The following is a 24316-nucleotide window of genomic DNA, read 5'->3' as shown; positions in this document are numbered from 1 at the left end:
GCCGCTTACCGCGGCGCGGCCCAGCCCTTGTACTGGCCGACATTGGCGCGCGTCACCAGCGTGGACGGCAGCAGCACGGTCGGGTTGGGCGGGCGCTGGCCGTTCATCATGCCCACGCCCAGCTGCACCGCGGTGCGGGCAATTGCCCACGGGTCCTGGCTGGCCGAGGCCTGCACCAGGGTGTCGGCCTTGAGCGCCGCTTCGATGTCAGGCGCGCCGTCGACCGAGGCAATCACGATGCCGCGGCGGTTGAGCTGGCGCGCGGCCAGGTCCGCGCCCACGGCCTGCGGGTCGTTGATGGTGAAGACCGCGTCCACCTTGGGAAAGCGCGTCAGGTACAGCTGCATCACGTTCAGCCCGCCTTCGCGGGAGCCCTTGGCATCCTGGTCGTCGGACAGGATGCGGATATCGGGATGGCGCGCCAGCACGGTCTTGCAGCCCTTTACCCGGTCCAGCACCGCCGACACCGGCGGGCCGTTCTGGATAATGACGTTGCCGCGGCCCTTGAGCCGGTCGGCGATAAAGCCGCAGGCGAGTTCGCCGGCCTGGGTATTGTCGGTCTGCACGGTGGCATCGGCGCCGGCGGCGGCCACATCGACCGCCACCACCACGATGCCGGCCTTGCGCGCCTTGCGTACCGCCGGCTCGATGGCGCGGGCGTCGGCGGCGTTGATCAGGATCAGGTCGACGCCGGCGACGATAAAGCTGTCGATGTGCATGAACTGCTTGTTCAGGTCGTAGTCCGCCGACAGCACGGTGACCTTTACCTTCGGGTTGACCTGCCGGGCCGCGGCCTCGGCACCGCGGCCCAGTGCGACGAAATATGGATTGCCCAGCGAGCCCAGTGTCACGCCTACCTTCCTGAGCGGACGTTGCGGGGCCCGGGCATCCGAAGCGTGCGCGTCTTGCGCGGGCGCCTGAGCCATGGCCGGTGCCGCGCACAGCGCGGCCAGCACGCCGGCCGCCAGGGCTTTGAGGATGGGTTGGATCACAATGTTTCTCCTGTCCGGCAGCGTGTCAGGTACGGGCGGAGCCCTTCTGGCGATAGCGGTCGAGCGCGACCGCGCCGATGATCACCAGGCCCTTGATGATGTATTGCCAGATATCCGACACGCCCAGCAGGATCAGCCCGTTGGACAGCACCGCAATGATCAGCGCGCCCACCAGCGTGCCGGCAATCGATCCGACCCCGCCGACAAAGCTGGTGCCGCCCAGGATCACCGCGGCGATCGCATCCAGCTCATAGGACTGCCCCAGCTGCAGCCCGTTGGCCGCATACAGCCGCGACGCCGACATCACGCCGCCCAGCCCCGACAGCAGGCCCGACACCGCATAGACGAACAGCAGCACCACCCACACCTTGATACCCGACAGGCGCGCCGCCTCCGCATTGCCGCCGACCGCGTAGATCTGCAGCCCCAGCACCGTGCGGCGCAGCACCAGCCACGACACCGCGACCACCGCAATGGCAATCACCACCAGCCAGGGGATACCCAGCAGGTCGCCGTTGCCGATAAAGGCGAACGGGATATCCGGGTTGTAGACCGTGCTGTCGTTGCCGACCAGCCGCGCCAGCCCGCGCACCGCGGTCAGGCTGCCCAGCGTCACGATGAACGGCGGCAGCTTCATGAAGGCGATCAGCGCACCGTTGACCAGTCCGAACAGCAGCCCGCACAGCAGCGCTGCCGGCACGCTCAGCGCCGCCAGTTGCGGCATCAGCGAGACCAGCATCGCCACCACTGCCGACACCGACAGGATCGATCCAACCGACAGGTCGATGCCGCCGGTCAGGATCACGAAGGTCATGCCCGCGGCCAGCACCAGGTTGATCGACGCCTGCTGGGCGATGATCGACAGGTTCTGCAGGCTGGCGAAGTTCTCGGTCAGCAGCGTGAAGCCCAGGCAGAGCAGCACCAGCACCGGCAGCATGCCGAGCGCGCGCAGGCGTTCCTGCGTGGTGGCACGGCCGGTGGCGCGCGCCAGCGGCGCGGAAGCCTGGGCGGTGGCGCGATGGGCCGCATGGGACGTGGACGAGAGGGGATTGCGCATAAGTGTCTCCTGATGCTGCGAGGCGGGATGCCGCCCCGGTGCGGCCGTTCTTTGCCGGCCTGTACGGGAATTCAGCGGTTCAATGCAGGACCGGGGGCTGCTGCTCGCCGGCGCCGGTTGCCAGCGCAATGATCTGTTCCTGCATGGCGGCGGCATCGGCGCAGCCCGGCACTTCGCCGGCCAGCTCGCCTTCGCGCATCACCAGCACGCGGTCGCACAGGCCGACCACCTCGGGCAGTTCGCTGGAAATCATCAGCACCGCCACGCCGGAGCTCGCCAGCTCATTGATGAGCCGGTAGATCTCGGCCTTGGCGCCGATATCCACGCCGCGCGTGGGCTCGTCCAGGATCAGCACGCGCGGCCGGGTTTCCAGCAGGCGCGACAGCATCACCTTCTGCTGGTTGCCGCCGGACAGCGATCCCACGTTGACCTGCGGGTGCGCCACGCGGATGCCGAGCGAGCGGATCGCCGCGGCCGTGCGCTGGCGCGCGCTGGCACGGTTCAGGCGCCCGCCCCGCAGCGCATCGCGCGCGGCCACGATCAGGTTGATGTTCTCGTGCACGCTCTGGTCCAGGAACAGGCCCTGCAGCTTGCGGTCTTCGGTCAGGTAGGCAATGCCGGCATCGATTGACTGGCGCGGGCCGGTGACGGCCAGCGGCGTGCCGGCCACGAACACGGCGCCATCGGTGCGGGCATCGGCGCCGAAGACCAGCCGCGCCAGCTCGGTGCGCCCGGCGCCCACCAGCCCGGCCAGGCCCAGCACCTCGCCGGCGCGCAGGTCGAAGCTGCAGCCGCGCACGCGCCGGCCATCGGACATATTGCGCACCGACAGCATGATCTCGCCCGGCGCGGCCTCGCCATGGGTCTTGGTGTAGAAGCCGGACAGGTCGCGCCCGACCATCATCTTGACCAGCGCCGCCTGCGTCAGCGCCTCACGCGTGAGCGTGCCGACAAAGCAGCCGTCGCGCAGCACGGTGACGCGGTCGGCCAGCTCATCGATCTCCGCCATGCGGTGGCTGATATAGATGATGGCCATGCCTTCGGCGCGCAGCTGACGGATCAGCGCGAACAGGCGGTCGGTCTCGCGGGTGGACAGCGGCGTGGTGGGCTCGTCCATCACCAGGATGCGGGTCTCGAAATGCACCGCGCGTGCAATCTCCACCAGCTGGCGCTGCGCGATCGACAACGTATGCACCGGCGTCTGCGGCGTGAAGTCCGCGCCCAGCCGGGCCAGCGTGGCCTCGCAGGCGCGCGCCATGGCGGCGCGGTCGACCATGCCACGGTGGTGCAGGTGGCGGCCCAGGTAGATGTTCTCGGCCACGCTCAGGTTGGGCGCCAGGCTCAGCTCCTGGTAGATCACGGCCACGCCGTGGGCGCGCGCCGTGGCGGGGCCGTCAATGGCCACCGGCTCGCCGCCGATGCGGCACTCGCCGCCCGGGTCGGCGATATAGGCGCCGGACAGGATCTTCATCAGCGTGGATTTGCCAGCGCCGTTTTCGCCCATCAGGGCATGGACTTCGCCGGCGTAGACAGTCAGCTCCATGTTGCTGAGTGCCTTCACGCCGGGGAAGGTCTTGGAGATATTGCGCAGTTCAAGCAGCGGGGCGGGGCCCGCATGGCCGCCATGCAGGTGCGCTGGCATGGGCGAGGTACGCGGTGCTTCAGACAATGGCATGGCTGGCCTCCGGAACGATGGCTGACGCACCCCGTAGCAGCTCGGCGCGCGGCGAGAAGTTCATGAACATCGGCAGCGACGCGGCACCCACCGCGCCGGCGTTGGCGCCAAAGCAGCCGCGCACCACGGTGGCCGGCGCGCGGGCTTCGGGAGCGCTTTCATCCAGCGCCTGCTGCAGGCGCGCGATCAGCGTGGCGACCAGGCCGCCGTCGATATCGGCATCGAAGATCACCAGCGGCACGTCGAGCACGGCGAGGGCGGACTGCAGCGCAGGTGCCAGCGCATCGACGCAGTCGGCAATCCATTCCTCGACCGCGGGGTGGCCCAGCTCGACCTGGCGCTGCAGGTCGGCATGGCCGTTGACCACCACGCCGTGGTGGCGCAGGTGGCGGGTCAACGCGTTGAGCGACGCGCGCGAGATCAGGATGTCGCGCCGCTTGCCGTTGCCCGCGGCAACCGGCGCGGAGGGCAGGGTGCTGGGCGGCACCGGCATCATCGCGATATCGCCGGCATTGCCGGAGACACCGCGCACGCAGTCGCCATTGAGCACCACGCCGCCGCCGATGGCGGGGCCAAGGAAGACGTAGAGGAAATGCTGGGCATGGTGGCGCCCGTAGAACAGCTCGGCCACCGCGGCGGCGGTGCCGTCGTTCTCGCCGAAGACCGGCAAGCCGGTGGCGGCGTTGAGCATTGCCGGGAAGTCAGCCTGGTCCCAGGCGCGGAAGCTTGCCTGGAAGGCTTCGCCCTGTACGTCCAGCTCGCGCAGCCAGGCACCCAGGTTATAGGGCTGCGCCACGCCGATGCCCAGCAGGCGCTTCTGTTCGGCGGGGGTGAGCAGGGCGCGCAGCTCGGCAATATCGTGCCGCACCATGTCCAGCGCCTGGTCGGGGTGGGGCAGGACCAGCTGGTGGGCGCGGCTGGCCAGGATATGGCCGGCAAAGTCCACCATCACCACCTCGATGCTGCCGCGGTCCAGCCGCACGCCAATGCCGAAGGCGCCCTTGGGCTGCAGCCGGATCAGGCTGGCGGGCTGGCCGCGCTGGCCCTCCGTGCGGCGCCCGGACTGCTCGACCAGGCCTTCGTCGGACAGGGTCTGCACGATGCTGCCCACCGCGGTATTGGTCAGCTGCGCCATCCGCGCCAGGTCAGCCTTGGAGGCCTCGCCGGCACGGCGCAGCGCCAGCAGCAGCGCGCGTTCGTTGTACAGGCGCAGGCTGGCGGAATTCACGCCACGGCCCGCTTTGGATGCGGTCATCTTGTCTCCGTCCGCTATTAATTAATTCACGTTGAATTAAATGATATGGGAGCGCAGAACTCAACCGCGGGGAAACCCGGAGGGCGGATGCGGCGCCTGGGCGCCAGGTGATGGAGAAGCCACTGCCGTGGCTCGGATGCGGAAGAATAGCGGCGGTCCGCCCGCAGGGGACCGCCAGGGGGGTTACTGCCCGGGGAGCGGGCTTATTGTTTGGTCATCTGCGCGGTGAAATACCCGCCGGTCCCGGTGCTGCCGGCCATCACCAGCGTGCGCGCATAGAGCGTGCTGCTGTTCACGATGATGCTGCCGTCTGCCGGCATCAGGCGGATCGCGGCAAAGCCGTTGTGCGCCACGCGAGTCGACAGCGCGCAGCCGGTGCTGCCCGGCTGCGTGGAGTTTTCGGCAAATATCCTGACCGCATACAGGTTCTTGGCCGATCCCGGGGTGGCAAGCGTTGCCGTGCCCTGCAGGTCGCAGATGCGGGTACCGCTGGTATAGGTACCGGTGACGTTGCCAGCGTCATCGATCTGCATGGCAAAGCCGTCTTGCTTCCAGTTGCCGGCGATGGCAGCCTGGTCCACGGCCAGCGCGTTGGACCGATCATAGGTACCGGATAGCGCATTGGTAACGTTGCCTGGCGTGGCGACGAAATTGCCGTCAAAGCGCTGGCCCGGGGTAATGGTGCCGGCCCCGGTGGCCGGGTTGGCAAAGCCAGTTTCGTACAGCGTGCCGGGGCCCAGCGTCCAGGTCGAACCAGAGAACTGGAACGCGCCTCCCAGCACGCCCGTCAGTCTCGCGTGCACGAACTTCCCGCTGTTGTCGACCAGCGTGGCGTTCATGGTGCCGACCCAGAGACCTTCGCTGCCATTGCCGACCGCTGCCGTCGAGCCCGATTGCGGTGTGCTCAGGCTCGGCAGCAGCTCGCCAGCGGGTTCAGGTTGCGGTGCTGGATCCGGCTTTGGCCCAGGTGCCGGTGCCGGACTATTTTCAGACGGTGGCGTTTGTGGCGCCGGTGTGGGCTTCGCATCGTCCCCGCCGCCGCCACAGGCGGCCAGCAGCGCGATGGCCGACAGCAGGGCTGCCGGCATGGCTATTTTTCTCATTGGATTTCACCTCCGGATTGTGGGAACGGTCTTGCTGTCCCGTTGCATACAGGCGCCGGCGGATCCCATTACGGATTGGTTGCGTCGGGCGACGCAGTGGGAAATGCCGACCAGCCAAAGCTATCGATCCGGGGTTGGCAGGTAAATCAGACGGATCTGAAATACGGGTGAGAAAATGCCTGGATGAAGTGTCTGAGGGTGGTGACGCGGCCGCGCATCCGGCGGCCGCCTTCGGCAGCGTCAATCCGGCAACGCCCCCGCCTGCCGCAGCGCTGCGCGCGCAATCTCCATGCGCGCCTTGGCGTGCTCGGGCCGCAGCATGTCGAGATTGAGCGCAAACAGGTAGTCATCATCGCCACGCTCAACCCAGCCCACCAGCCAGCCTACCGCCGGCCTGGCCGAATCGGCCCAGCCGGTCTTGGCGTGCAGGGTGTAGGCGGCGGTGCGCTCCATCACCGTGATGTCGTCCACGGCATTGAAGGTGGTTGGCGAGAACGGCAGCGTGCGCTGCACCACGCCCTTCAGGAAGTCGATCTGCTGGTAGGCGGAAATCTGCAGCGTGCCGTTCAGCCAGAAGCGGTCGACCTGGCCCGAACTGTTGGCATTGCCATAGTGCGACGCAGTCAGGTAGCGCTGGTAGGCCGCGCTGCCAACCCGCCGCGCCAGCGCCTGGTAGGCCGGCACGCAGGAGTTGGGGAAGGCCACGCGCAGCGGCACGTCAGCGTTGCAGGCCTCGGGCAGGATGGCCTTGCCGCCGACCAGCCAGACCTTGCCGTCCCACGGCAGCTTGTCATGGTCGACGTCGGCCACGGCGCCGCTCTCCAGGCCGATCATCGAGTTCAGGATCTTGAAGGTCGACGCCGGCGAGTACTGCGTGGACGCACGCGGCTTGTTGTAGGTCAGCATGCGGTCGCGCCGCAGGTCGTAGATCACCATGGTGCCGGTGGCATCGGCCTGGCGGAACAGCGCCGCGGCATCCAGCGGGACTTCTTTCGGTGCCGCCAGGGCGGGCACGGTGGCGGCAAGCAGGCCGAGGCCGATCGCCATCGGTGTCAGCAAACGAGCAAGATGATTGTTCATGGCTGTGCAGAGGAGTTGAGGGGATGGCAATCCGGGCCCGGACCGTGGTGCGCAGCATAGGAGAGCGCCCGGATAACGCCAACCGCACCGGCTGTAACGTGCGTAACATGACGGGCGCCGCCAGCGTTTTCATTCGATCCCTGACTGCCTGATGCCAGCCACGCCTGCCCCGATCCGTATCGACGTGTCGGCCCCGTACCGGGTCGACGGCCAACCCGCGCGCTACCAGTCGGTCTGGCTGCTGGCGCGCATCTGGCATGCGCATCGCACCGGGGAGGGCGGAGTCACCGCGGCAGTGGTGCGCAGCGCCTTCCCGGCGGCGGCCAACCTGCGCATGCTGGCGTCGCGCGCGTTTGCGGACTTTGCGCGCTGGCAGGTGGCGGTCGGATGGGGGGCTGACCGCCAGCGCGATCCCGCCGCGGCCAATCCGGCGCACCGCAGCCGCGGGCCGTTCTGGATCACGGCAGCGAGCGCGCGGCGCCTGCGCTTTGTGGCGGACGGGCGCACGCTGGGCCCGGCCGCGCTGGCCCGCCATCTTGCCTTTGCCACGGCGCCGCAAGCGGCGCCGGCGGGCCAGCCGGACGGCGTTGGCTACGTGATGCGCGACATGGCCTTCTGGCGCGAGCTGACCCAGGCCATGCGCGGCGCGCAGGACGGCCACGCGGGCATACATGGCTCAGCCGTGGCCGAATCCTTCCGCGCGGCAGGCCGCAGTGCCGGCGACGGTTTCCAGCAAGCGCTGTCGCTGCTCAAGGAAAGCCTGGCCTGGCGCCGCTGCGGCCGCCTCGACCAGAGCCGGGCGGCGCTCAGGCGTGTCGACCGCCTGGTGCAGGCGGCCGAGGCCGGCGCCGCGACGCCCGCGTTCTGCGCCATGGCGCATATCGTGCGGGCCTGGGAACGCTATACCCGCGGCGACAGCGACGGCGCGCGTGCCGGCATGGAAGGGCTGCAGTCCGATCCGGAACTGCGCCTGGTGGTGCGCTACAACCCGCGCGTGCGCTTTGAAGTGCTGAACCTGGAAGCGCTGCTGCACAAGGCCGATGCCATGCGCGCCGGGCATGCTGGCACGGCGCAGGCCGCGCAGCTGGCGCTGGATACCTTCGCCGGCGCGCTGCAGGCAGCCTACGAGGCCGATTCCGTCGACGCCGTGCAGCATGCCGCGGCCAATATCGGCCTGTGCCTGTGGCTGTTCTGGCAGCACGGCCTGGTCGATGCCGCGCGGGTCTTGTCCGCCAGCGCGGTGCAGCGGCAGGCGATGCGCTGGCTGGGCTTGTCGGAGTGGATCTGCGACCGGTTCGGCGTGGGTGGCGGCACGGCGTGGAACGCGATCTTCCTGCTGCGCATCGCACGCGGCAGCTGCGGGCCCGATACCCCGCCGTCCGACCGGCCAGCCAGGGCCAACGACAGCATGGCCGCGTTCCGCCGCCAGCGCCCGTTGTCCGTTGCGGACGCTGTCGACGCCCTGCGGCCGTTCCACGCGCCGTTCGCGCCGGCCAAGGGCTTCGTGCGCTGGTCGGCCGTGGCTGCGTTCGCACTGGAAGACCATGACGCCGGCCACATCAGGCTGGGGCCGTTGCAGCTGGCCAACCTGCTGCTCGAATCGGCCTGGTATCTCACCCACGAGCAAGGCGCGACTGCAATGGCGTGTGCAGCGGTGGAGCGGCTTGCCGCCCAGCTGCCCGCGCTGCGGCCGGCCGAGCGTGCGTTCTTCACTGCGGAACTGCGTGCCTTGCCGCCGGAGTTGCGCGATGCTGCCGCGGAAGCTTCACGGCGCAGGCGCAAGGCGGTGTGAGGGCAGCGCGCTAAGCCCCGGTTGTGCCGGTCCGGTTTGCGCGGGACAGCGCAATAGCGGCCGGCAACAAAAAAGGGCGACCTTGCGTCGCCCTTGCTCTCTGGCAAGCCAGAGTCAGTCGAACAACTCGTGCCAGATGCTCTTCTTCTTATAGTGCTTCTGCTCGCGCTCATAGTACCGGTCGCGGTCGCCATGGCCGCGCTGGTATTCCTGTCGCGGGGGTGGGGTTTGCTGCGGCATTTGCTGCATGGGCGCCTGCTGCACCGGCGCGGCTGCCACGGAGCGCTCGAGGATCTTGTCGAGTTCGCCCCGGTCCAGCCAGACACCTCGGCATTTCGGGCAGTAATCGATCTCGATGCCCTGGCGTTCGGACATCACTAGTTGCGTTTGCGGGCACACCGGACAATCCATTGCTTCTCCTCATTGAAGTGAAAACGTCAGGATATGACCGGCGCCAGCCCATATGGTTCGACCGGAGGATACTTGCAGAAGTGGTGCCGGGGGGCGTTTGATGCGGTGCGCAGCCCTGGCAGGCCGCTCAGGCAGCCTCGCCGACGGTGCCGTGGCCGGCGTCTTCAGCCGGCTCGTCCTTGCCGCCGGGCAGCAGCAGGTTGAGAATCACCGCCGACAGCGAGCCCACCGTAATGCCGGAGCCGAACACTTCGTGCACGAAGGCCGGCAGCTTCGACAGCAGTTCCGGGCGGAACGTCACCGCCAGGCCGCAGCCGATCGACACGGCCACGATCAGGGTATTGCGCTGCGTGAACTTGACGGTGCTGAGCATCTGGATCCCGCCCGACACGATCATCGCGAACATCATCAGGCCGGCGCCACCCAGTACCGGCTGCGGGATCGTCACCACCAACGCGCCCAGCACCGGGAACAGCCCCGCCAGCAGCAGCATGACACCGGTCAGCGCGACCACATGGCGGCTGGCCACGCCGGTCAGCGAGACCACGCCGACATTCTGCGCGAAGGTCGACAACGGCGGGCTCGACACCAGTGCCGCAAAGGCCGAGCCAAAGCCATCGCACAGGATGCCGCGCGACAGGCATTTGCCGGAAATCGGCCGCTGCGTGGCCGCGCCCAGTGCCATGAACGTGCCCGTGGACTCGACGATGGTCACCAGGAAAGCGATCGACATGGCGACGATGCCCGAGATAGGGAACGACATTCCGAAGTGCAGCGGCTGCGGCACCGCGATGATGGGTGCCTGGTGAAACTGGGTGAAATCGACCAGGCCCAGTGCCAGGCAGAGCAGGTAGCCGCCGGCAATGCCGACGACAATCGCCGAGGCCGACAGCATGCCCTTGCCCCACTGCACCACCGCGACCACCAGCGCCAGCACCGCGACGGCAATCGCCAGATTGCCGGGCGCGCCATAGCGGCTGCTGCCCTGGCCGCCTGCGGCCCAGTCGATGGCCACTGGAATCAGCGACAGGCCGATCATGGTGACCACCACGCTGGTGACGGTATGCGGAAACAGCTTGCGGATCGCCGGCATGAAGAAACTGCCCAGGATCATCACCAGCGAGCCCGCCAGCGCCGAGCCCAGGATGCCGGCCACGCCGTGTTCGACGCCCACGCTGATGGCCGCGCCGACAAAGGCGAAACTGGTGCCCATCACGCATGGCATGCGGATACCCACCGGGCCAATGCCCTTGCACTGGATGATGGTGACGATGCCTGAGCCAAGCAGGGCGGCATTCACCAGCGCTATGACCTGGTCCGGCGGCAGCTTCAGGGCACCGCCAATGACCAGCGGCACCGCAATGATGCCGCCCAGGGCGGCCAGCAGATGCTGGAGCGCAAGCAAAAACGTCGTCAGCCGCGGGGGGCGGTCTTCCACCTTGAACAGCAAGGGCGCCATTCATGTCTCCTGTTGTCTGGCCGGATATGTTTCCGGACTGTCTTGTTCTTCTGGCGCGGGGGAGGGGCAGCCCCTGGCCCTGTCGTTGCGCGCTGCCGGACAGGCGGAGAAGACCGCCTGCAGCGAGCATGGCCGGGATCAGGTTCCAGGCCGCAACCGGGGAGCAAGAATAGCAGGGATAAGCATTCCGTGATACAAAAATTGCATACAATTTGTATCAGCTCCCTTGCATGGGAGGATAAGAACCGGGGAACAGCGCCGCGCGCCGGCGCGCGGCACAGGTCCGCGGCAGGCTACTCGCCGAAAAACACCCTGTCCGGATGCGGATGGCTGAGGAAGTCGTGGTGCGAGATATGCCAGCCGTAAGCCCCGGCCAGCATAAAGACGATGCGGTCGCCCACGCGCACGCGCGGCACCGTTACCTCCTGCGCGAAGACGTCCTTCGGCGTGCAAAGCTCGCCGCAGATCGTGAGCCTTGCGTCAGTCAGCTCCGGGCGCGCAAACGGGTAAGGCCACGCGTCGTTCGGCGCGACGAAAAACGGATGATTGTGCTGCCACGACACCGGCAGCCGGAAATGGTGCGTACCGCCGCGTACGATGGCGAAGTGCTTGCCGTGATTGTGCTTGAGGTCGATGACTTCAGCCACGTAGCAGCCGCAGTCGGCGCTGATGAAACGGCCGCATTCCAGCACGATGCGGCAGCCGGGCCGCCGCTGCTGCAGCAGTTGCGCCAGCCCGGCGCAGAAGCGCGGCCAGTCAAAGGTGCGATCGGGATCGGCGTAGTCGATGCCGATGCCGCCGCCGACGTTCAGCCATTCCAGCACCAGTCCGTGTTCATCGCGGCATTGCTGCGCCAGCGCGATATGGCGTGCAATCAGTTCGAGATGCTGGCCGGCGTCCAGGCTGTTGGAGCCAGCGTGCAGGTGCAGCCCAACCAGGCGCACGCCGGGCAGATCGCGTGCCAGCGCGATTACGGCGGGGAGGTCCGCCTGGTCGATGCCGAACTGCGTCGGGCGCCCGCCCATCTGCAGCGTGGCGCCGGGCAGGCCGTAGGCCGGATTCACGCGCAGCAGCACGTCGGCGCGGCGGCCCATGCGTTGCGCGATGCGGTCCAGCCGGCGCAGTTGCAGCTCGCTTTCGATGTGGATCAGCCTGACGCCGAGGCGCAGCGCGCCCTCCAGCTCGGCATCGGTCTTGCCCGGGCCCCCGAATACGACCGGCACCTCGGCGTCGACGGCGCGCACGCGTTCGATTTCACCCAGCGACGCGACTTCGAAGCCTGCCGTTGCGCCCAGCAGCGCGCGCAGCACTGGCGCATCGCTGTTGGCCTTGATTGCGTAGTAGAGATCGCAGTCGTCGGGCAAGGCGGCAGCGAGGCCAGCCGCGCGCGTGCGCAGGTGGGCCAGGTCATAGAGATAGGCGCACGCAGGCCCCTTGCGGGGATCCAGTTCATCCAGGTAACGGGTGATGATTTGCGGGTTCATGTGGTGGCGCGAAGGGGCGGCTTTATGTTGATGACTGGGAATGGGATTGCAGGTGCGCGGCCATGGCCCGGCGCGCGATGCCGCGGTCGTCGCCGAGCAGCAGCATGCGCGTGCCTTGCCGGCGCCAGAGCGCGGCATCTTCCGGGGTGCGGGGCAGCGCGCAGAAATGCTTGCCATGCGCGCGCGCCGCATCGGCAATGCGCGCCACGGCGTCTCGCACCAGCGGATGACGCGTCTGCCATGGCACGCCCACTGATTGCGAGAGATCCGCGGCGCCTTCGAGCAGCACATCGATCCCGGGTACAGCGGCGATGTCATCGAGCGCATCGAGCGCGGCGCCGTCTTCGATCATCGCCACGACCAGCGTATCGGCGCCCGCTGCGGCAGTGGCCGCGGCAAGATCGTCGCGGCCGAACGCGCTATGCCAGGTGGCGTTCAGCCCCCGCTCGCCGGGCATGGGCTGATGCTGTGCGTAGTGGCAGAGCCTGGCCGCCTGCCTTGCCTGCGCTACAGCACTGATGCGCGGGAAGACGATGCCCTGGGCGCCGGCGTCCAGCGCCGGCGCCACCTGGTGCGGGGCCGCCACGCGCACCAGTGGCGCGATGCCGCTGGCGCGCGCCGCCAGCAGCATGGAGCCAAGCTGCGCGCCATCGATCAGCGTGTGTTCCAGGTCGATCACCACGAAGTCATAGCCGGCGGCAGCGATCAGTTCGACGGTCAGCGCCGCAGGCGTCGAGCAGAACAGGCCGTGCACCGGACCGGCGTCCGGATCCGACAAACGCGACTTCAGCGATCTCATGCCGCCTCCGCCAGCGCCAGCGGATTGGGCGCCTGCCGCGTGCGCAGCCGGATTTCGGGCATGAAGCGGCGGCTGGCCAGCAGTTCGATCGACAGGGTGGGCGCGAAGCAGTCGAAGCGCAGGAAGCTTTCAGCCAGGCGCGGGTGTGCGCGCTGGTAGCTGCGGATCACGCCTGCCACGATGGTCCAGAACTCTGTTTCCTCGAGCTGGTAGTGGCCGGCAAGCAGCGGGGCCAGTTCGGCCAGGTTGACGAAGAACAGCGCGTCGCAGGTGAAGTCCCGCAGTTCATCGGCATCGTCCGTTTCAATAAACGAGTTCGGGTTGACGCGCGCATGCTCGGCCGGCGGCGGCGTGAGTTGCGGCGCGGCGCCGGACAGCCACTGGCGCGAGAAGCGCACGCCGTCGTGAAAGTCCTTGAGCGCCACGCGCTGCGGCAGGCCGTCGATGTGCAGCAGCAGCATGTTCTGCGCGTGCGACTCGAGCGCGGTGCCGTGCTCCCAAAGCAGGTGCAGTACCGGCAGCCAGGCGCGCTCCACCAGCCGCTGCAGCCAGACGCGCACGCCATGACGGCGGATCCACGGCTCGATCAGCGGCAGGCCGTCGACATCGATATGGGTAAGCGCGGTCATGGGAATGGCGGCCTCGCCGGGCGCCAGATAGCGGTGGATGCTTTCGCGCCAGATGCAGGAAAGCGCGCCGTACTGGCCCTGCACCGGCGCGGCGGGCACATGGCTGACGCCGGCGACTTCGCGCAGCAACACCGGCGCGGCCATCGGCTCGGTCCATTCGGTGCGCGCCACCAGGCTCGCCAGCCAGTCACTCAACACGGCGGCATTGCATACCGTGTGCGGCGCCAGCACGCGTGAAGTGGAGGTGTTGACGAGATTCATGGCCAGCTTCAGCGACAACGCATCGGCCTGATCGACATTGGCGAGGGTGCGGATCGACTGCTGGGGCAGGTAGCGGCCCGGCATCTCGCCGACGGCGATCAGCTCGCCGCGCGCGAACGCGCCGTGGTAGCCCGGCGCGATGACTTCGTCCCATTGCCACGGGTGGACGGGCAGCGGCAGGTAGTCGGCGGGATTGGCGCCATGCTCGCGCAACGCGGCCTCCAATGCGGCGCGCGCCAGCGGTGGCAGCAGGCTCTCGGGCGATGCCTCGGCATTGCCGAGATTCCAGCGGCAATGCGAGCGGCGCGCTGCCAGCAGCACGGGCTGCAGGGGCGCGGCGCATTCCGGCGCGTAGCGTCCATTGTCCGCCAGCGTGAAACCCATGCGCGATTTATATCCCGGGTGGTAAGGATGGGCACCCGTCAGCCGTGCTTCGATGGCATCGTAGCCGGAATCGCGCAACGGTTGTCCGGCGTGCCCGTTGGCATGGTGGGACTGCGCGTCCTTGACCTGCGTGGACAGCAGCTCCAGCCCGAACTGCTGCAGGCGCACCGGGTCGGCATCGAGCTGGCCGGCAAGCTCGGACAGCAGCTGCGCGACGTCGTCGGCTTCAGCCTGGCTCTCGCCTTCGCAACGGAGCACCGGCCCACGGATGCGGATGCGGCCAAAGCTGGCGGTGCGCTGCGCGGTGCAGCGATAGCTGACGGGTTGGCCGGCTGCCGTCACGCCGGGCAGCTCGACGCCAGCGTCGGTGACAATCACGTCGCGCAGGCAGTCTTCGAACAACAGGGCTTCCAGCAGCTGGCGCAGCACGCGGCGAGCGGCTTGCCGGTATTGCGGGCTCTGGATCAGTCGTTGGTAATCGGTCGTGTTCATCGGGGGCTCAGGCTTGCGGTGCGGATACGAGGAAGTTCGGGACGCCTGCCCACGCAGGCGTTTCGCCATGACGGCCGAAGCAGCTCAGCATGTTGGCCTTGGCGGGAAGGGTGGGCAGCGCCTGCAACGACGCCAGCAGCTGGCGCAGCGATGGGCCGCCTGCGTCGAGCGCGGCGGCGGTGTCCTGCCACAGCGCGGCTTCGTCGCAGCCGCCCGTGCGCGCCAGGCAGGCGATGAAGTGGCCGATATGGTTGACCAGCACGTAATAGGCAAAGCGATGCAGCGCGGCTTGCTCGGTGTACAGGGCGGGACTGTCGGCATCGAACTGCGCCGCCCAGGCGAAGCGGGCGCGGCTGATGCTGGCGCCTTCCATGTCGCGGACATAGCCGTGCACCGGCCAGCCGCCCGCGAACGCGACCATGCTGTTCTGCAGGTGTGCCTCCAGGCTGACGCCGTGCTCGGCGAACAGGCGCGCCAGCGGCAGCAGAGTGACATCGAGATAGCGCGCCCACCAGCGGCGGATATCCGCCGCGCCGGGTTGATGGCCCAGCGCTTCACGCAGCAGGCCGTCCAGGATGCCGGCGCCATGCGCGGGCTCCTCCAGCACCGTGGCGAGCACTTGCGCGGCGTCGCCATGCGGGCCGGTCATGCCTTGCCGGAAGATCACCGCGGTGCTCGCGCGCAGCGCGTTGTCGGGCAGCGCCAGCACGGCGTAGCCGGTTTCGGCCAGCACCGTGAAGTGTGCGGACGAACGCGCCGCCTCGGGCAGCATGGCGATGGCGCGGCTGGCATCCAGCGCGCGCCGCACGTGCTCGGGCGGATTGTTGCGGACAAAGTTGGTGATGCGGATATCGAGCGCCAGCTTGAGGAAGCGTTGCTGCTGCGGCAGCCACACCGTGCGCACCGACGAGGTCGGCCAGGCCAGCTCTCCCAGCGGCCCCAGGGAAATCATCGCGCGGCTGGCCAGCAGTGGCTGGATCTCGCTGTGCGCGAGCAGCTGCGTGGCTTGCCAGGGATGGCAGGGCAGCAGGCGGTAGTCGCCTTCCTTGAGCAGGTCCGCGGCGGCCTCCATCGCGGCGGGGTCGATCGGCAGCGGCCGGCCGTCGATGGCGCCGCTCTCCAACTGGTCGCTGGCGACGGCGAAATAGTGCAGCTGGAAGGCGGCGCCGAGCTCCGGCGCATAGCGTTGCAGCGCATCGTGGCTGAACCCTTCCGACGCCTTCGACGTGGCGTGGAAGATATGCCCGAAGCGCAGCCCCTGCTCGGCAGCGATAAAGCGCGAGGGGGCATGCCGTGCGGGCGCTTCGCGGTGGTACAGGCGCACCTTCTGGACGCCGTTCTTCATCAGCGCGGCAAAGCGCGCCGGCCAGTCGGTGGCGGCGCTCTGTGGATAGGCATGCGCGAGTGCCTCGGTGATTGCATCGGCCAGATTCTCGGCGCGGCGCAGCGGGGCGAAGGCGCTGCCGTCGGACAGCACCGCATCCGCGAGCCGGTGGTAGCCGATCGGGGATACGTAGGAGAGCGCGGCAGCCAACCAGCGGTGGCGGCCGTCGCGATCCGGCAGTGCCAGCACCGCCGGTACCAGCCCCTCGGCACGCCAGCGCGCAAGGGTACTTCTCAGCGCAGCCGGCACCGGGGCCGGAAGGTGCGCGTCAAGGCGGGGATCGACGATGCCGGTCTCGCGGCAGTAGGTGTTGAAGAATTGCTCGATCAGGCGGCGCTCGACGGCGTCGGGCGCGGCGGCATCCCGGTCCGGGCGATGGGCGCGCAGGCGCCCTTGCGGCGCCACGGCGGTCGATGGCAGGAGAGTGGAAAGCATGCAGTTACCTCGCATCAGGGACGGTGGCAAACAACGATGAGCGATCAGGGACGACGAGTGCGGCGGCCAGCGCGAACATGGCGGCGATCAGCCATAACGTGCCCGCCGGGTCGGAGCGCGGCAGCCATGCCATCACCGCCAGCGGCCCGACCAGTTGCCCGGCGGTCATGGCGCTCTTGGCGATGCCGGTGGCGCTGCCGTGCAAACTCGCGGGCAGGCGGGCGCAGCAATAGGACAGCATGGATTGCGCGAGCGCGGCGAACAGCGCGCCCTGCACGACCCGGAGCGCGCCGATCTGCCAGAGCGCATCGGCAAGCGGCAGCAACGCCAGCGCGACGGCGCAGCCGCCGGCGGCCAGCATGAACGCGCGCACGGTCGTGCCGCGGTCGCTGAGCGCGCCCCACAGCGGGCTGGCGAGCATCGCGGCAAGCCAGCCCAGCGCGTGCAGGAAGCCCGTCTTGCTGCCGAGCAGGGCATCGTGCGGGTAGCGCTGCTGCAGGTAGAGCGCGAACACGTTCACCAGCGCGAACGCGCCGGCCTGCGTCAGGCAGCCGGCCAGCAACCAGCGGCGCAGCGACGCGTCCGCCAGCATGGCGGCGAATCCGCGCGGCGAGCCGGCGCCTGGCAACGCCTGTGGCGCCGGCTCGCGCAGCCGCCATGCGAGCAGCAGTGTCAGCACGGCATTGGCCGCGGCCACTGCAAGCAGCATCGGCCGCACCGTCCACCAGTCCTGCAGCACGCCGCCGAGCACCGGCCCCAGCAAGGCGCCGGTGGCCACGGCCGACTCCTGCATGCCGAAGGCGCAGCCGCGCATGCCAGGCGTGCTGACGCGGCCGATGCAGATGGTCAGCAAGACGCCGACGGCGCTCGCGCCCTGCAGCAGGCGGCCGGCCATGAAGCCGGCCACGTGCGTGGACAGCCCCATCAGCAGCAGGCTGGCGGTGAAGGCCGACAACGACAGCAGCAAGGGCCGGCGATAGCCCCATCGTTCGCACCAGTTGCCGGCGAACGGCGCCAGCAGCAGCGCGCCGACGCCGGGCGCGGCCAGCGCCAGGCTGCTCCAGTGCGCGGCAGCGGGGCCGGCGAGGTCGCGCAGGTAGAGCGGCATGATCGGCACCAGCGTCATCAGGCCCGTCGTCACCACCGCCTGGCCGGCCAGCAGCAGGGCGATGTCGCGCGACGGGCCGGCTTGCGGCGCCGGCGTCATGACGGGACTCCGCTCTCGCGCAGCGGGTTGCGCAGGCTGCCGAGCGCGCTGGGCATGCCGGTACTGGCGGTGTCGCGCGCCAGCAGCGGCGCAAGCAATTGCTTGAACGGCCATTCCGGCGCATCCAGCAGCGCGGCCCGCGCGATCTCCGCGCTCCGGTTGCCGGTACCGGCGGGCAGCAATCGGGCGATCTCCTCGCGCAGGATGCGCCAGCCCGTGCGCTCGTCGCTGTCGAAGGCCACGGCGATCGCGGCGGCGATGGCGTACAGGTTGACCTCGATCGCCAGCGTCTGGAAGTACGCGAGCAGTTGCGCGGGCGCATCGAGCATCAGCGTATTCGGCGTGGAGGTGTCCACGACGTACGGCGGCACGTCCACGCCGGCCTCGGCGAGCAGGGACGGGCAGATGCGCAGCGTGTCGTGATCGCGCAGCAGCAGTGCCCGCGGCCCTTCGTCGCCAACCACCAGCACGACGTTCTGTCCGTGCAGCTCGGGCATGACGCCGTTGACGAAGCAGCGCAGGCCGGTTTCGAGCAGCAGCGCGGCGATGCACCGGAATGCCGCCCAGGCCTCGTCGGCATCGGTGCAGGACAGCCGGCGCAGCGCCGGCAGGTCGTTGCTGGCGGTCAGCGCCGCGCACGCCGCCATGGGCAACAGCCACGTGCCAGCCGCCACGTCGCCGGGGTAGCGCCTGAGCACGCAGGCGAGCTCGCCCGGCTCAGCGATCAGCGAGTCGTGCTGGCGCAGTGCCCACCAGTCGCGCTCGTCGCAAAGCAGCAGGTGCTGGCCGAGCCATGGATCGCGCGCCCGCAACTGCGCCAGGCATTGCTGCGCGAGCGCACCGTTGTGCAGGTAGCGCGCGGGCAGGGTGCGCCTGGCCCCCAGCGCCTGCACGCCCAGCGACAGCTTGAGGTGGAGCCCGGGCCGCCCATGCATGACGAGCGAGCGCAGTGAGGCGGTCGGGTAGGCCGCGCCGATGCCGCTGCCGAGGTCGATGCATGGCGCTTGCCCGCTGGCGCCGGCGTGGGCCTGCTGCTGCCATTGCCACGGGTGCACCGGCATCCACAGGTAGCCGCGCTGCGCGCCGGCGGCTTCCGCGCGTGCCGCCAGGCGGTTGAGCTCGTCGGGCTGCAGCAGCGAGCGGGCCAGCGGTTGCGCGGATGCTTCCATGGCCGAACCAGTCCGGAGCCGGTGCACCGGCACGGCAATCCAGTGCAGCCATACGGGCTGCCCGGATTCCGCGTCGAAGCTAGCGTGCGGCCCGGGCGCGTCGCCCCAGGCCTTGGCGCGGGCGAGCGGATGGAAGGGGCGGTCGCGCAGGCAGCAAACCGCCTCCCACGACAGCAGCGAGCGCGGCGCCGCCGCGAGCCGATCCAGGATGGCCGGCTCGTGCGCGAGCGTATGCGCGGCCTGCGCCTCGGCCAGCGCGAACAGCGCCTGCAGGCGCTCACTGTGGCCCGGCCACCAGTCCGCCGACTGCAAGGCTTCCAGCGCCGCGGCGGCGCCGAGCGCCATGGCGCTGCCGTCGCGTTGCAGGACGACGGGCGGCCTGTCATCGCCGGCGCCAAGCTGCAACGGCCTGGGGCCGTCAAGGCGGCGGCCAAGCCAAAGCAGCGTGCCGGCCGCACCCAGGTCGACGGCGAGCGCGGCCAGTGGCGTGTCATCGGCGGCTACCAGCCGGCAGTGCTCGCGCATGCCGTACAGGTTCTCCTGCCACAATGCGTCAAGCAGGTCCTGCGCCAGCATCCGCTCGCGTACGGGGTCGTGTGGCAGCACCGTCATAGCAGGGGCAGGCACACGCCGACGCCGCGCTGCAGCGCAAGCTGGTAGAAATGGCGCGCGCACACCATATCGTCCAACGCCATGCCCATCGGGTTAAGCAGGATGATCTCGTCGTCGCGCTCGCGCCCCGGCTTCGCGCCGATCACGATCTCGCCCAGCTCGGCATGCAGCTGCTCGCGGCTGAAGCGGCCTTCCAGCACCAGCTGGTTGATGATCTTCTTCTCGCGGTTGGACTGGTCCCAGTCGTCCACCACGACCTTGTCGACCTTCTCATAGACGTCCTTGTGCACGTCCATGATCGAGACGTTGGCGACAAAGGCGCCGGGCTTGAGCCAGGCATGCTCCAGGTAGGGCGCATCCGCAACCGTGCAGGTCACGGTCACGTCGGCGGCACGCACCGCCGCCTCGGCGCTGGCCGACAGCTCCCAGCCAACCGCCGGGAAGCGCGCGCCCAGCTGGCTGCGCATCGCCTGCATGGCGTCGCGCGACAGGTCGAACAGGTGGATGCAGCGGATGCCGGGGAACTGCTCCAGCAGCGTCTGCAGCTGCATGCGCGCGATCGGGCCGCAGCCGATGCAGGCCACCTCGGTAAAGCCCGCGCGCGCCAGGTGGCGCGTCGCCACCGCGGTAATAGCCGCGGTGCGCATGCCGCTGATCAGGCCGCCTTCCATGATGGCGACCGGGTAGTTGGTCTGGGCGTCGTTGAGCACGATCACGGCGCTGGCGCGTTCCAGACCATGGCGCAGCGGGTTGTGCTGGCGGCTGCCGATCCACTTGATGCCGGCGACCGGATTGTCGCCGCCGACGTAGCAGGGCATAGCAATGATGCGGTCGGCAATATGGTCGGCGCCGGTCCAGCGCAGGTAGGGCTTGAGCGGCTGCACGCATTCGCCGCGCGCATGCAGCGCCAGCCCTTCGGCAATAGCCTGAACAAAGGCGTCGGAATGGTCGGCGCCAAGGGCGATCAGGTCGGCGCGGCTGAGGTAGCGCAGCTCGGCAGCGGGGGTCTGGATGGGGGCGTTCATGCGGTCACTCCGTGTGCAGGGATGGACGATTGCGCGGCAGCCGAAGCCGTGCGCGCGCGATGGATGGCGGCGACGCGTTCCAGCCACGCGTCGTCGTAGACGGTGTCGAGATAGCGTTCGCCGCGGTCAGGAAACAGGGTGAGGATGCGGGGCGGGCGTGCGCTGCGCGGCAGGTCCTGCAGCAGGCGTCCGATCGCGGCCACCACCGCGCCGGACGACCCGCCGGCAAAGATGCCTTCCTGCGCCAGCAGGCGCCGGCAGCCGAGGGCCGCCGCGTGGTCGTCCACATGGATGACCTGGTCGATTTCTTCGCGGCACAGCAGCTCCGGCACGCGGCTCGCGCCGATGCCGGGCAACTCGCGGCTGGCCGGCGGATGCCCGAACAGCACCGAGCCGGCGGCGTCCACGCCCACCACCTTCAGCGCGGGCCACGCCTCGCGCAGCCGGCGCGCGATGCCATGCACCGTGCCCGAGGTGCTCACGCCGAGCACCAGCATGTCGACCGCCCGGTCGAGCTGGCGCAGGATTTCCTCGCCTTCGCCGTGGTAATGGCTTTCCCAGTTGCGCGGATTGCCGTACTGGTTGATCCAGATCGCATCCGGCAGGTCGCGCAGCATCTGCCGCACCCGCGCGATACGCGTTTCCAGGTAGCCGCCCTGGCTGTCCTTCTCGGTCACCATTTCGATCCCCGCGCCATAGCAGCGCAGGATCGTCAGGTTGGTCTGCGAGATCTTCGGGTCGACCACGGCGGTGAAGCGCAGTCCCTTCAGCCGGCATACCATGGCCAGTGCGATCGCCAGGTTGCCCGACGAGCTTTCGACGATGTGGGCGTTGGCGCCGATGGTGCCTTCGGCGAGGCCTTTTTCGATGATGTAGCGGGCAGGGCGGTCCTTGACGCTGCCGGCGGGATTGAATAGCTCCAGCTTGGCAAAGACCTCGGCCCCGGTGTCGCCGAACAGGCGGCGCAGATGGACCACGGGTGTCCCGCCGATACTCTCGATGATGCTGTTGCAAACCATGGCTTACCCCTCATTCGATGTTGCCCGGCACCGTGCCTGGGCAATTTTTATCGTTTTGTAAATGAGAATTATTTACATCTGAGTTTAAAAAAATGCCGGACGACGATGGTCCCGACAAGGCCATCGCCGTCCGGCGGCTGCTTTACCAGCGATGCTGGTACATCGCGGTCAGCGTGATGCCCGCAGCCGGCAGGCGGCTGGTGTTGTTGCTGTTGCGCATCAGCTGGCTGTACAACGGGTAGTAGTAGCGGTTGAACAGGTTCTCGATCCCCACCGTGATCGTGTCCTTCTTGCTGACCTGGTAGCGGCTGATCAGGTCGACGGTGGTGTAGCTGCTGACCTCGCGCCGCCCGAAGCTGTTCTGGTCGTTGAGCCGGTAGTCGCGGCCGCCGTAGTAGGTCACCTGCAGGCGGTTGCTCCACGTACTGATCGGCCGGTACTGGACGTAGGCGGTCAGCTTCAGCGGCGGTATGCGGTAGCCGGTCATGTTCTGGAAGCTGCTGCTGCCTTGCGGCTGCTCGCGGCCGTTGATCCAGGTAAACGTGCCGCCGGCGCCCCAGGTCTCGCTGTCGCTCAGGTAGTCGGCAGAGGCTTCCACGCCCGCGATGTGCTCCTTGGTGCGGGTCAGGATCAGGCCGTTGTTGAAGCTCTGCACGTCGCCCAGTTGCGAGGTGGTGTAGAACAGCGCCAGGCTCGCCATCGTATTGCCGAACGCGCCGCGCCAGCCGATTTCATAGTTGTTGGTCTTGACCGGCTCAAGACTCGACGAATTGATATCGAAGCCCGGGCGCGCATTGCGGATCTGCAGGCCGATATCGGGCAACTGGAAGCCCTGGCCGAACGAGGCATAGAACTCCTGGTTCTTCACCGGCGCGTACGCACCGCCGATATTGAACAGCCAGGCGCCGTAGTTGACCGTGCCGCCCTTGACCGCGACCGGGTTGCTGACCTTCGATTGCGACAGCGGCACGAAGTCGTCGAAGCTGGCGTTGGCGCGCTCGTAGCGCACGCCGCCCTCCATCGACCACTGCTCGTTGAACTTGTGCTGCAGCTGCCCGAAGACGCCGCCGCTGCGGGTGGTCAGCGGCGGCATGTAGGTCAGCGAACCGGTCTTGTTGAAGACCAGGCCGCCGCTCTGGTCGTAGGCGCGCGGATCGAACACATCGAGCGGCATGTCGCTGCGCTCCTGGTTGTAGTCCGCGCCCCACAGCAGCTTGGTCTTCTTGTCCGCGCCCAGCGGGGTGCTGATGGTCAGGCGCCCGCCAAACACGTCGCTGTTCTGGCTGACCTGGTCCACGTTGCCGCCACGCGTGGCCACCGCGCGCGCATCGAACGGCGGGAAGCGGGTGAAGTAGTCGCGGTAGTAGATCTGGGTGGACACCGTGCTGCCGAGCAGGTCCAGGTTCTGGTAGCCCAGGTTGACCACGGTGTTGCGCAGCTCGTTCTGGTTTTCAAGCTGCAGCCCCTTGATCGCGCGCGCGGCCGCGGTGCCAGGCGGCAGCTTGGCCACCGAGGGATCGGAGGCGTAGTCGGTGTTCTGCTTGGCCTGGTACTGGCTCACGCTCAGTTCGATGCGCTGCTGGCTGTCGATGCGCCAGCCCAGCTTGCCGCTCACGTTGTAAACGTTGGAATCGAACAGGTCGCCCTGGCTCGGCTCCGGCGCGATGCGGTGTCCGTGGGCGTCATAGGGGCTGCCGATATGCTGCGCGCCCAGGTGGAACGCGTAGTCGATCGGCCCCTGGCTGCCGGAGAAGTGCTGCTGGACATTGGCGCTGAGCCCCTCCTTGCTCAGCCGCGTCAGCGGGGTGCCCAGCGTCACGGTGGTATCCGCGCTGGGCGGGCCGCCCGCAGGCCGCGTGGTGATCGCGATGATGCCGCCGTTGGCGCCGGCGCCGTAGATTGCGCTGCTGCCGCGCATGACCTCGATCTTCTCGATGTTGCTGGGATCGATGGTGGCGAGGTTGCGCGCCGAATCCCGGTTGGTGTTGAGCGGAATGCCATCCACCAGGATCAGCGTGCCGCGGCCGCGCAGTGTCTGGCCGAAGTCCGTGACCGTGCGGCTGGAGTCCGCCATGCCCGGGATCAGCTTGCTCAGCATGGTCGCGAGATTGTTGGAACCCACCTTCAGTTCCTCGATTTCCTCGCGTTCCAGCACCGTTACCTGGCGCGTCGGGCTGACGAGGTCGCTCTTGATCCGGTCGACCCTGACCTCCACCGCATTCAGCTCGCCACCGTCGGCCTTGGCAGGCGGGCTGTCCTGCTTTGTGCCCGCACCGGATGTGCCGGTTTGCGCGACGGCGGACGCGGCGGCCACTGCCTGCGCCTCGGACAGCAGCGGAGTGCCCGCGCCGATGGCGGCCACAAGAAGCGCGAGCGGACGTACCCGGCAGCGGCCGGCCGGCACCGCCAGGGTGACTGAGCGTGTTGCGGTTTGCATGGTGATGGTCAGGCCAACGTAATGATGTGCGAAATGTGCTGTAATAGAACTCCGTGAATTGTAATAGTAATGATTCGCATTAACAACTAATTGTGGAGGAATCTGAATTTTCTTTCGGGGGTGCCGGGAAACCGGCTCGGATGGGTGTTGGAACC

The 24316-nt window shown here is 68.4% G+C and carries 18 protein-coding genes; 1 reads left to right on the top strand and 17 read right to left on the bottom strand.

The genetic code is table 11. The annotated features are described in order from the left end of the window. Window positions 1-5: 5 nt before the first annotated feature. From AC07UK_RS07685 to blaOXA, 6 genes are all read right to left on the bottom strand, one after another. Entirely contained in the window at window positions 6-926 is a 921-nt protein-coding gene (locus tag AC07UK_RS07685; protein ID WP_436225283.1) for an ABC transporter substrate-binding protein, read from the bottom strand. 91 nt (window positions 927-1017) lie between these two features. Continuing rightward, window positions 1018-2049: an ABC transporter permease subunit gene (locus AC07UK_RS07680; protein ID WP_436223231.1), complete on the bottom strand. Its 1032-nt coding sequence runs from the start codon at window positions 2047-2049 to the stop codon at window positions 1018-1020. A 79-nt stretch (window positions 2050-2128) separates the two neighbouring features. Beyond that, complete coding sequence (locus tag AC07UK_RS07675; protein WP_436225284.1) at window positions 2129-3691, bottom strand: sugar ABC transporter ATP-binding protein; 1563 nt, start codon at window positions 3689-3691, stop codon at window positions 2129-2131. A 19-nt stretch (window positions 3692-3710) separates the two neighbouring features. Continuing rightward, window positions 3711-4979, bottom strand: coding sequence for an ROK family protein (locus AC07UK_RS07670; protein WP_436223232.1), 1269 nt, complete (start codon window positions 4977-4979; stop codon window positions 3711-3713). A 203-nt stretch (window positions 4980-5182) separates the two neighbouring features. Continuing rightward, a complete protein-coding gene (locus tag AC07UK_RS07665; RefSeq protein WP_494685577.1) occupies window positions 5183-6082 on the bottom strand; it encodes a hypothetical protein in 900 nt (299 codons plus the stop codon). A 240-nt stretch (window positions 6083-6322) separates the two neighbouring features. Next, window positions 6323-7162, bottom strand: coding sequence for an OXA-1206 family carbapenem-hydrolyzing class D beta-lactamase (blaOXA, locus tag AC07UK_RS07660; RefSeq protein WP_436223234.1), 840 nt, complete (start codon window positions 7160-7162; stop codon window positions 6323-6325). Window positions 7163-7313: 151 nt separating this feature from the next. On the opposite strand from blaOXA, the gene AC07UK_RS07655 reads away from it, so the two are divergent. Continuing rightward, on the top strand, window positions 7314-8954 hold the full coding sequence (locus AC07UK_RS07655) for a hypothetical protein (protein WP_436223235.1): 1641 nt from the start codon (window positions 7314-7316) through the stop codon (window positions 8952-8954). Between the two features lie 114 nt (window positions 8955-9068). Here the strand turns inward: AC07UK_RS07655 and AC07UK_RS07650 are convergent, their stop codons facing one another. From AC07UK_RS07650 to AC07UK_RS07600, 11 genes are all read right to left on the bottom strand, one after another. Beyond that, window positions 9069-9365 (bottom strand): TFIIB-type zinc ribbon-containing protein, encoded by a 297-nt coding sequence (locus AC07UK_RS07650; RefSeq protein WP_436223236.1) that lies wholly within the window; start codon window positions 9363-9365, stop codon window positions 9069-9071. Window positions 9366-9492: 127 nt separating this feature from the next. Further along, on the bottom strand, window positions 9493-10824 hold the full coding sequence (locus tag AC07UK_RS07645) for a nucleobase:cation symporter-2 family protein (protein ID WP_153953516.1): 1332 nt from the start codon (window positions 10822-10824) through the stop codon (window positions 9493-9495). A gap of 293 nt (window positions 10825-11117) precedes the next feature. After that, window positions 11118-12308 (bottom strand): type III PLP-dependent enzyme, encoded by a 1191-nt coding sequence (locus AC07UK_RS07640; protein ID WP_436223237.1) that lies wholly within the window; start codon window positions 12306-12308, stop codon window positions 11118-11120. 22 nt (window positions 12309-12330) lie between these two features. Further along, the gene (locus AC07UK_RS07635; RefSeq protein ID WP_436223238.1) at window positions 12331-13107 is read right to left on the bottom strand and encodes an HpcH/HpaI aldolase family protein; all 777 of its coding nucleotides are present in this window, start codon (window positions 13105-13107) and stop codon (window positions 12331-12333) included. Continuing rightward, window positions 13104-14873, bottom strand: coding sequence for an IucA/IucC family protein (locus tag AC07UK_RS07630; RefSeq protein WP_494685576.1), 1770 nt, complete (start codon window positions 14871-14873; stop codon window positions 13104-13106). Before AC07UK_RS07630 ends, AC07UK_RS07635 begins: the two co-directional genes overlap by 4 nt. A 7-nt stretch (window positions 14874-14880) precedes the next feature. Further along, window positions 14881-16692: an IucA/IucC family protein gene (locus AC07UK_RS07625; protein WP_494685575.1), complete on the bottom strand. Its 1812-nt coding sequence runs from the start codon at window positions 16690-16692 to the stop codon at window positions 14881-14883. 4 nt (window positions 16693-16696) lie between these two features. Next, on the bottom strand, window positions 16697-17899 hold the full coding sequence (locus AC07UK_RS07620; RefSeq protein ID WP_494685574.1) for an MFS transporter: 1203 nt from the start codon (window positions 17897-17899) through the stop codon (window positions 16697-16699). Continuing rightward, window positions 17896-19380, bottom strand: coding sequence for an IucA/IucC family protein (locus AC07UK_RS07615; protein ID WP_494685638.1), 1485 nt, complete (start codon window positions 19378-19380; stop codon window positions 17896-17898). The genes AC07UK_RS07620 and AC07UK_RS07615 overlap by 4 nt, the downstream gene beginning before the upstream one ends. Window positions 19381-19676: 296 nt before the next feature. Further along, window positions 19677-20705, bottom strand: a complete 1029-nt coding sequence (gene sbnB, locus AC07UK_RS07610; protein WP_494685573.1) for a 2,3-diaminopropionate biosynthesis protein SbnB — start codon at window positions 20703-20705, stop codon at window positions 19677-19679. After that, complete coding sequence (gene sbnA / locus AC07UK_RS07605) at window positions 20702-21724, bottom strand: 2,3-diaminopropionate biosynthesis protein SbnA (RefSeq protein ID WP_494685572.1); 1023 nt, start codon at window positions 21722-21724, stop codon at window positions 20702-20704. The genes sbnB and sbnA overlap by 4 nt, the downstream gene beginning before the upstream one ends. A gap of 142 nt (window positions 21725-21866) precedes the next feature. Next, a complete protein-coding gene (locus AC07UK_RS07600) occupies window positions 21867-24161 on the bottom strand; it encodes a TonB-dependent receptor (protein ID WP_494685571.1) in 2295 nt (764 codons plus the stop codon). Window positions 24162-24316: the final 155 nt, after the last annotated feature.

This window comes from Cupriavidus sp. GW821-FHT07C08 (genome assembly GCF_059419025.1).
Note: the sequence above shows the minus strand (reverse complement) of the source record. Positions and strands in the feature narration are given on the sequence as shown.

Excerpts from the sequence above, each read along its gene's own strand:
- AC07UK_RS07620 (WP_494685574.1), bottom strand. The coding sequence starts at position 17,899 with ATGACGCCGGCGCCGCAAGCCGGCCCGTCGCGCGACATCGCCCTGCTG.
- AC07UK_RS07600 (WP_494685571.1), bottom strand. The coding sequence starts at position 24,161 with ATGCAAACCGCAACACGCTCAGTCACCCTGGCGGTGCCGGCCGGCCGC.
- blaOXA (WP_436223234.1), bottom strand. The coding sequence starts at position 7,162 with ATGAACAATCATCTTGCTCGTTTGCTGACACCGATGGCGATCGGCCTC.
- AC07UK_RS07675 (WP_436225284.1), bottom strand. The coding sequence starts at position 3,691 with ATGCCAGCGCACCTGCATGGCGGCCATGCGGGCCCCGCCCCGCTGCTT.
- AC07UK_RS07655 (WP_436223235.1), top strand. The coding sequence starts at position 7,314 with ATGCCAGCCACGCCTGCCCCGATCCGTATCGACGTGTCGGCCCCGTAC.
- AC07UK_RS07630 (WP_494685576.1), bottom strand. The coding sequence starts at position 14,873 with ATGAACACGACCGATTACCAACGACTGATCCAGAGCCCGCAATACCGG.
- AC07UK_RS07635 (WP_436223238.1), bottom strand. The coding sequence starts at position 13,107 with ATGAGATCGCTGAAGTCGCGTTTGTCGGATCCGGACGCCGGTCCGGTG.
- AC07UK_RS07650 (WP_436223236.1), bottom strand. The coding sequence starts at position 9,365 with ATGGATTGTCCGGTGTGCCCGCAAACGCAACTAGTGATGTCCGAACGC.
- AC07UK_RS07680 (WP_436223231.1), bottom strand. The coding sequence starts at position 2,049 with ATGCGCAATCCCCTCTCGTCCACGTCCCATGCGGCCCATCGCGCCACC.
- AC07UK_RS07640 (WP_436223237.1), bottom strand. The coding sequence starts at position 12,308 with ATGAACCCGCAAATCATCACCCGTTACCTGGATGAACTGGATCCCCGC.
- AC07UK_RS07625 (WP_494685575.1), bottom strand. The coding sequence starts at position 16,692 with ATGCTTTCCACTCTCCTGCCATCGACCGCCGTGGCGCCGCAAGGGCGC.
- sbnA (WP_494685572.1), bottom strand. The coding sequence starts at position 21,724 with ATGGTTTGCAACAGCATCATCGAGAGTATCGGCGGGACACCCGTGGTC.
- AC07UK_RS07665 (WP_494685577.1), bottom strand. The coding sequence starts at position 6,082 with ATGAGAAAAATAGCCATGCCGGCAGCCCTGCTGTCGGCCATCGCGCTG.
- sbnB (WP_494685573.1), bottom strand. The coding sequence starts at position 20,705 with ATGAACGCCCCCATCCAGACCCCCGCTGCCGAGCTGCGCTACCTCAGC.
- AC07UK_RS07685 (WP_436225283.1), bottom strand. The coding sequence starts at position 926 with ATGGCTCAGGCGCCCGCGCAAGACGCGCACGCTTCGGATGCCCGGGCC.
- AC07UK_RS07670 (WP_436223232.1), bottom strand. The coding sequence starts at position 4,979 with ATGACCGCATCCAAAGCGGGCCGTGGCGTGAATTCCGCCAGCCTGCGC.
- AC07UK_RS07645 (WP_153953516.1), bottom strand. The coding sequence starts at position 10,824 with ATGGCGCCCTTGCTGTTCAAGGTGGAAGACCGCCCCCCGCGGCTGACG.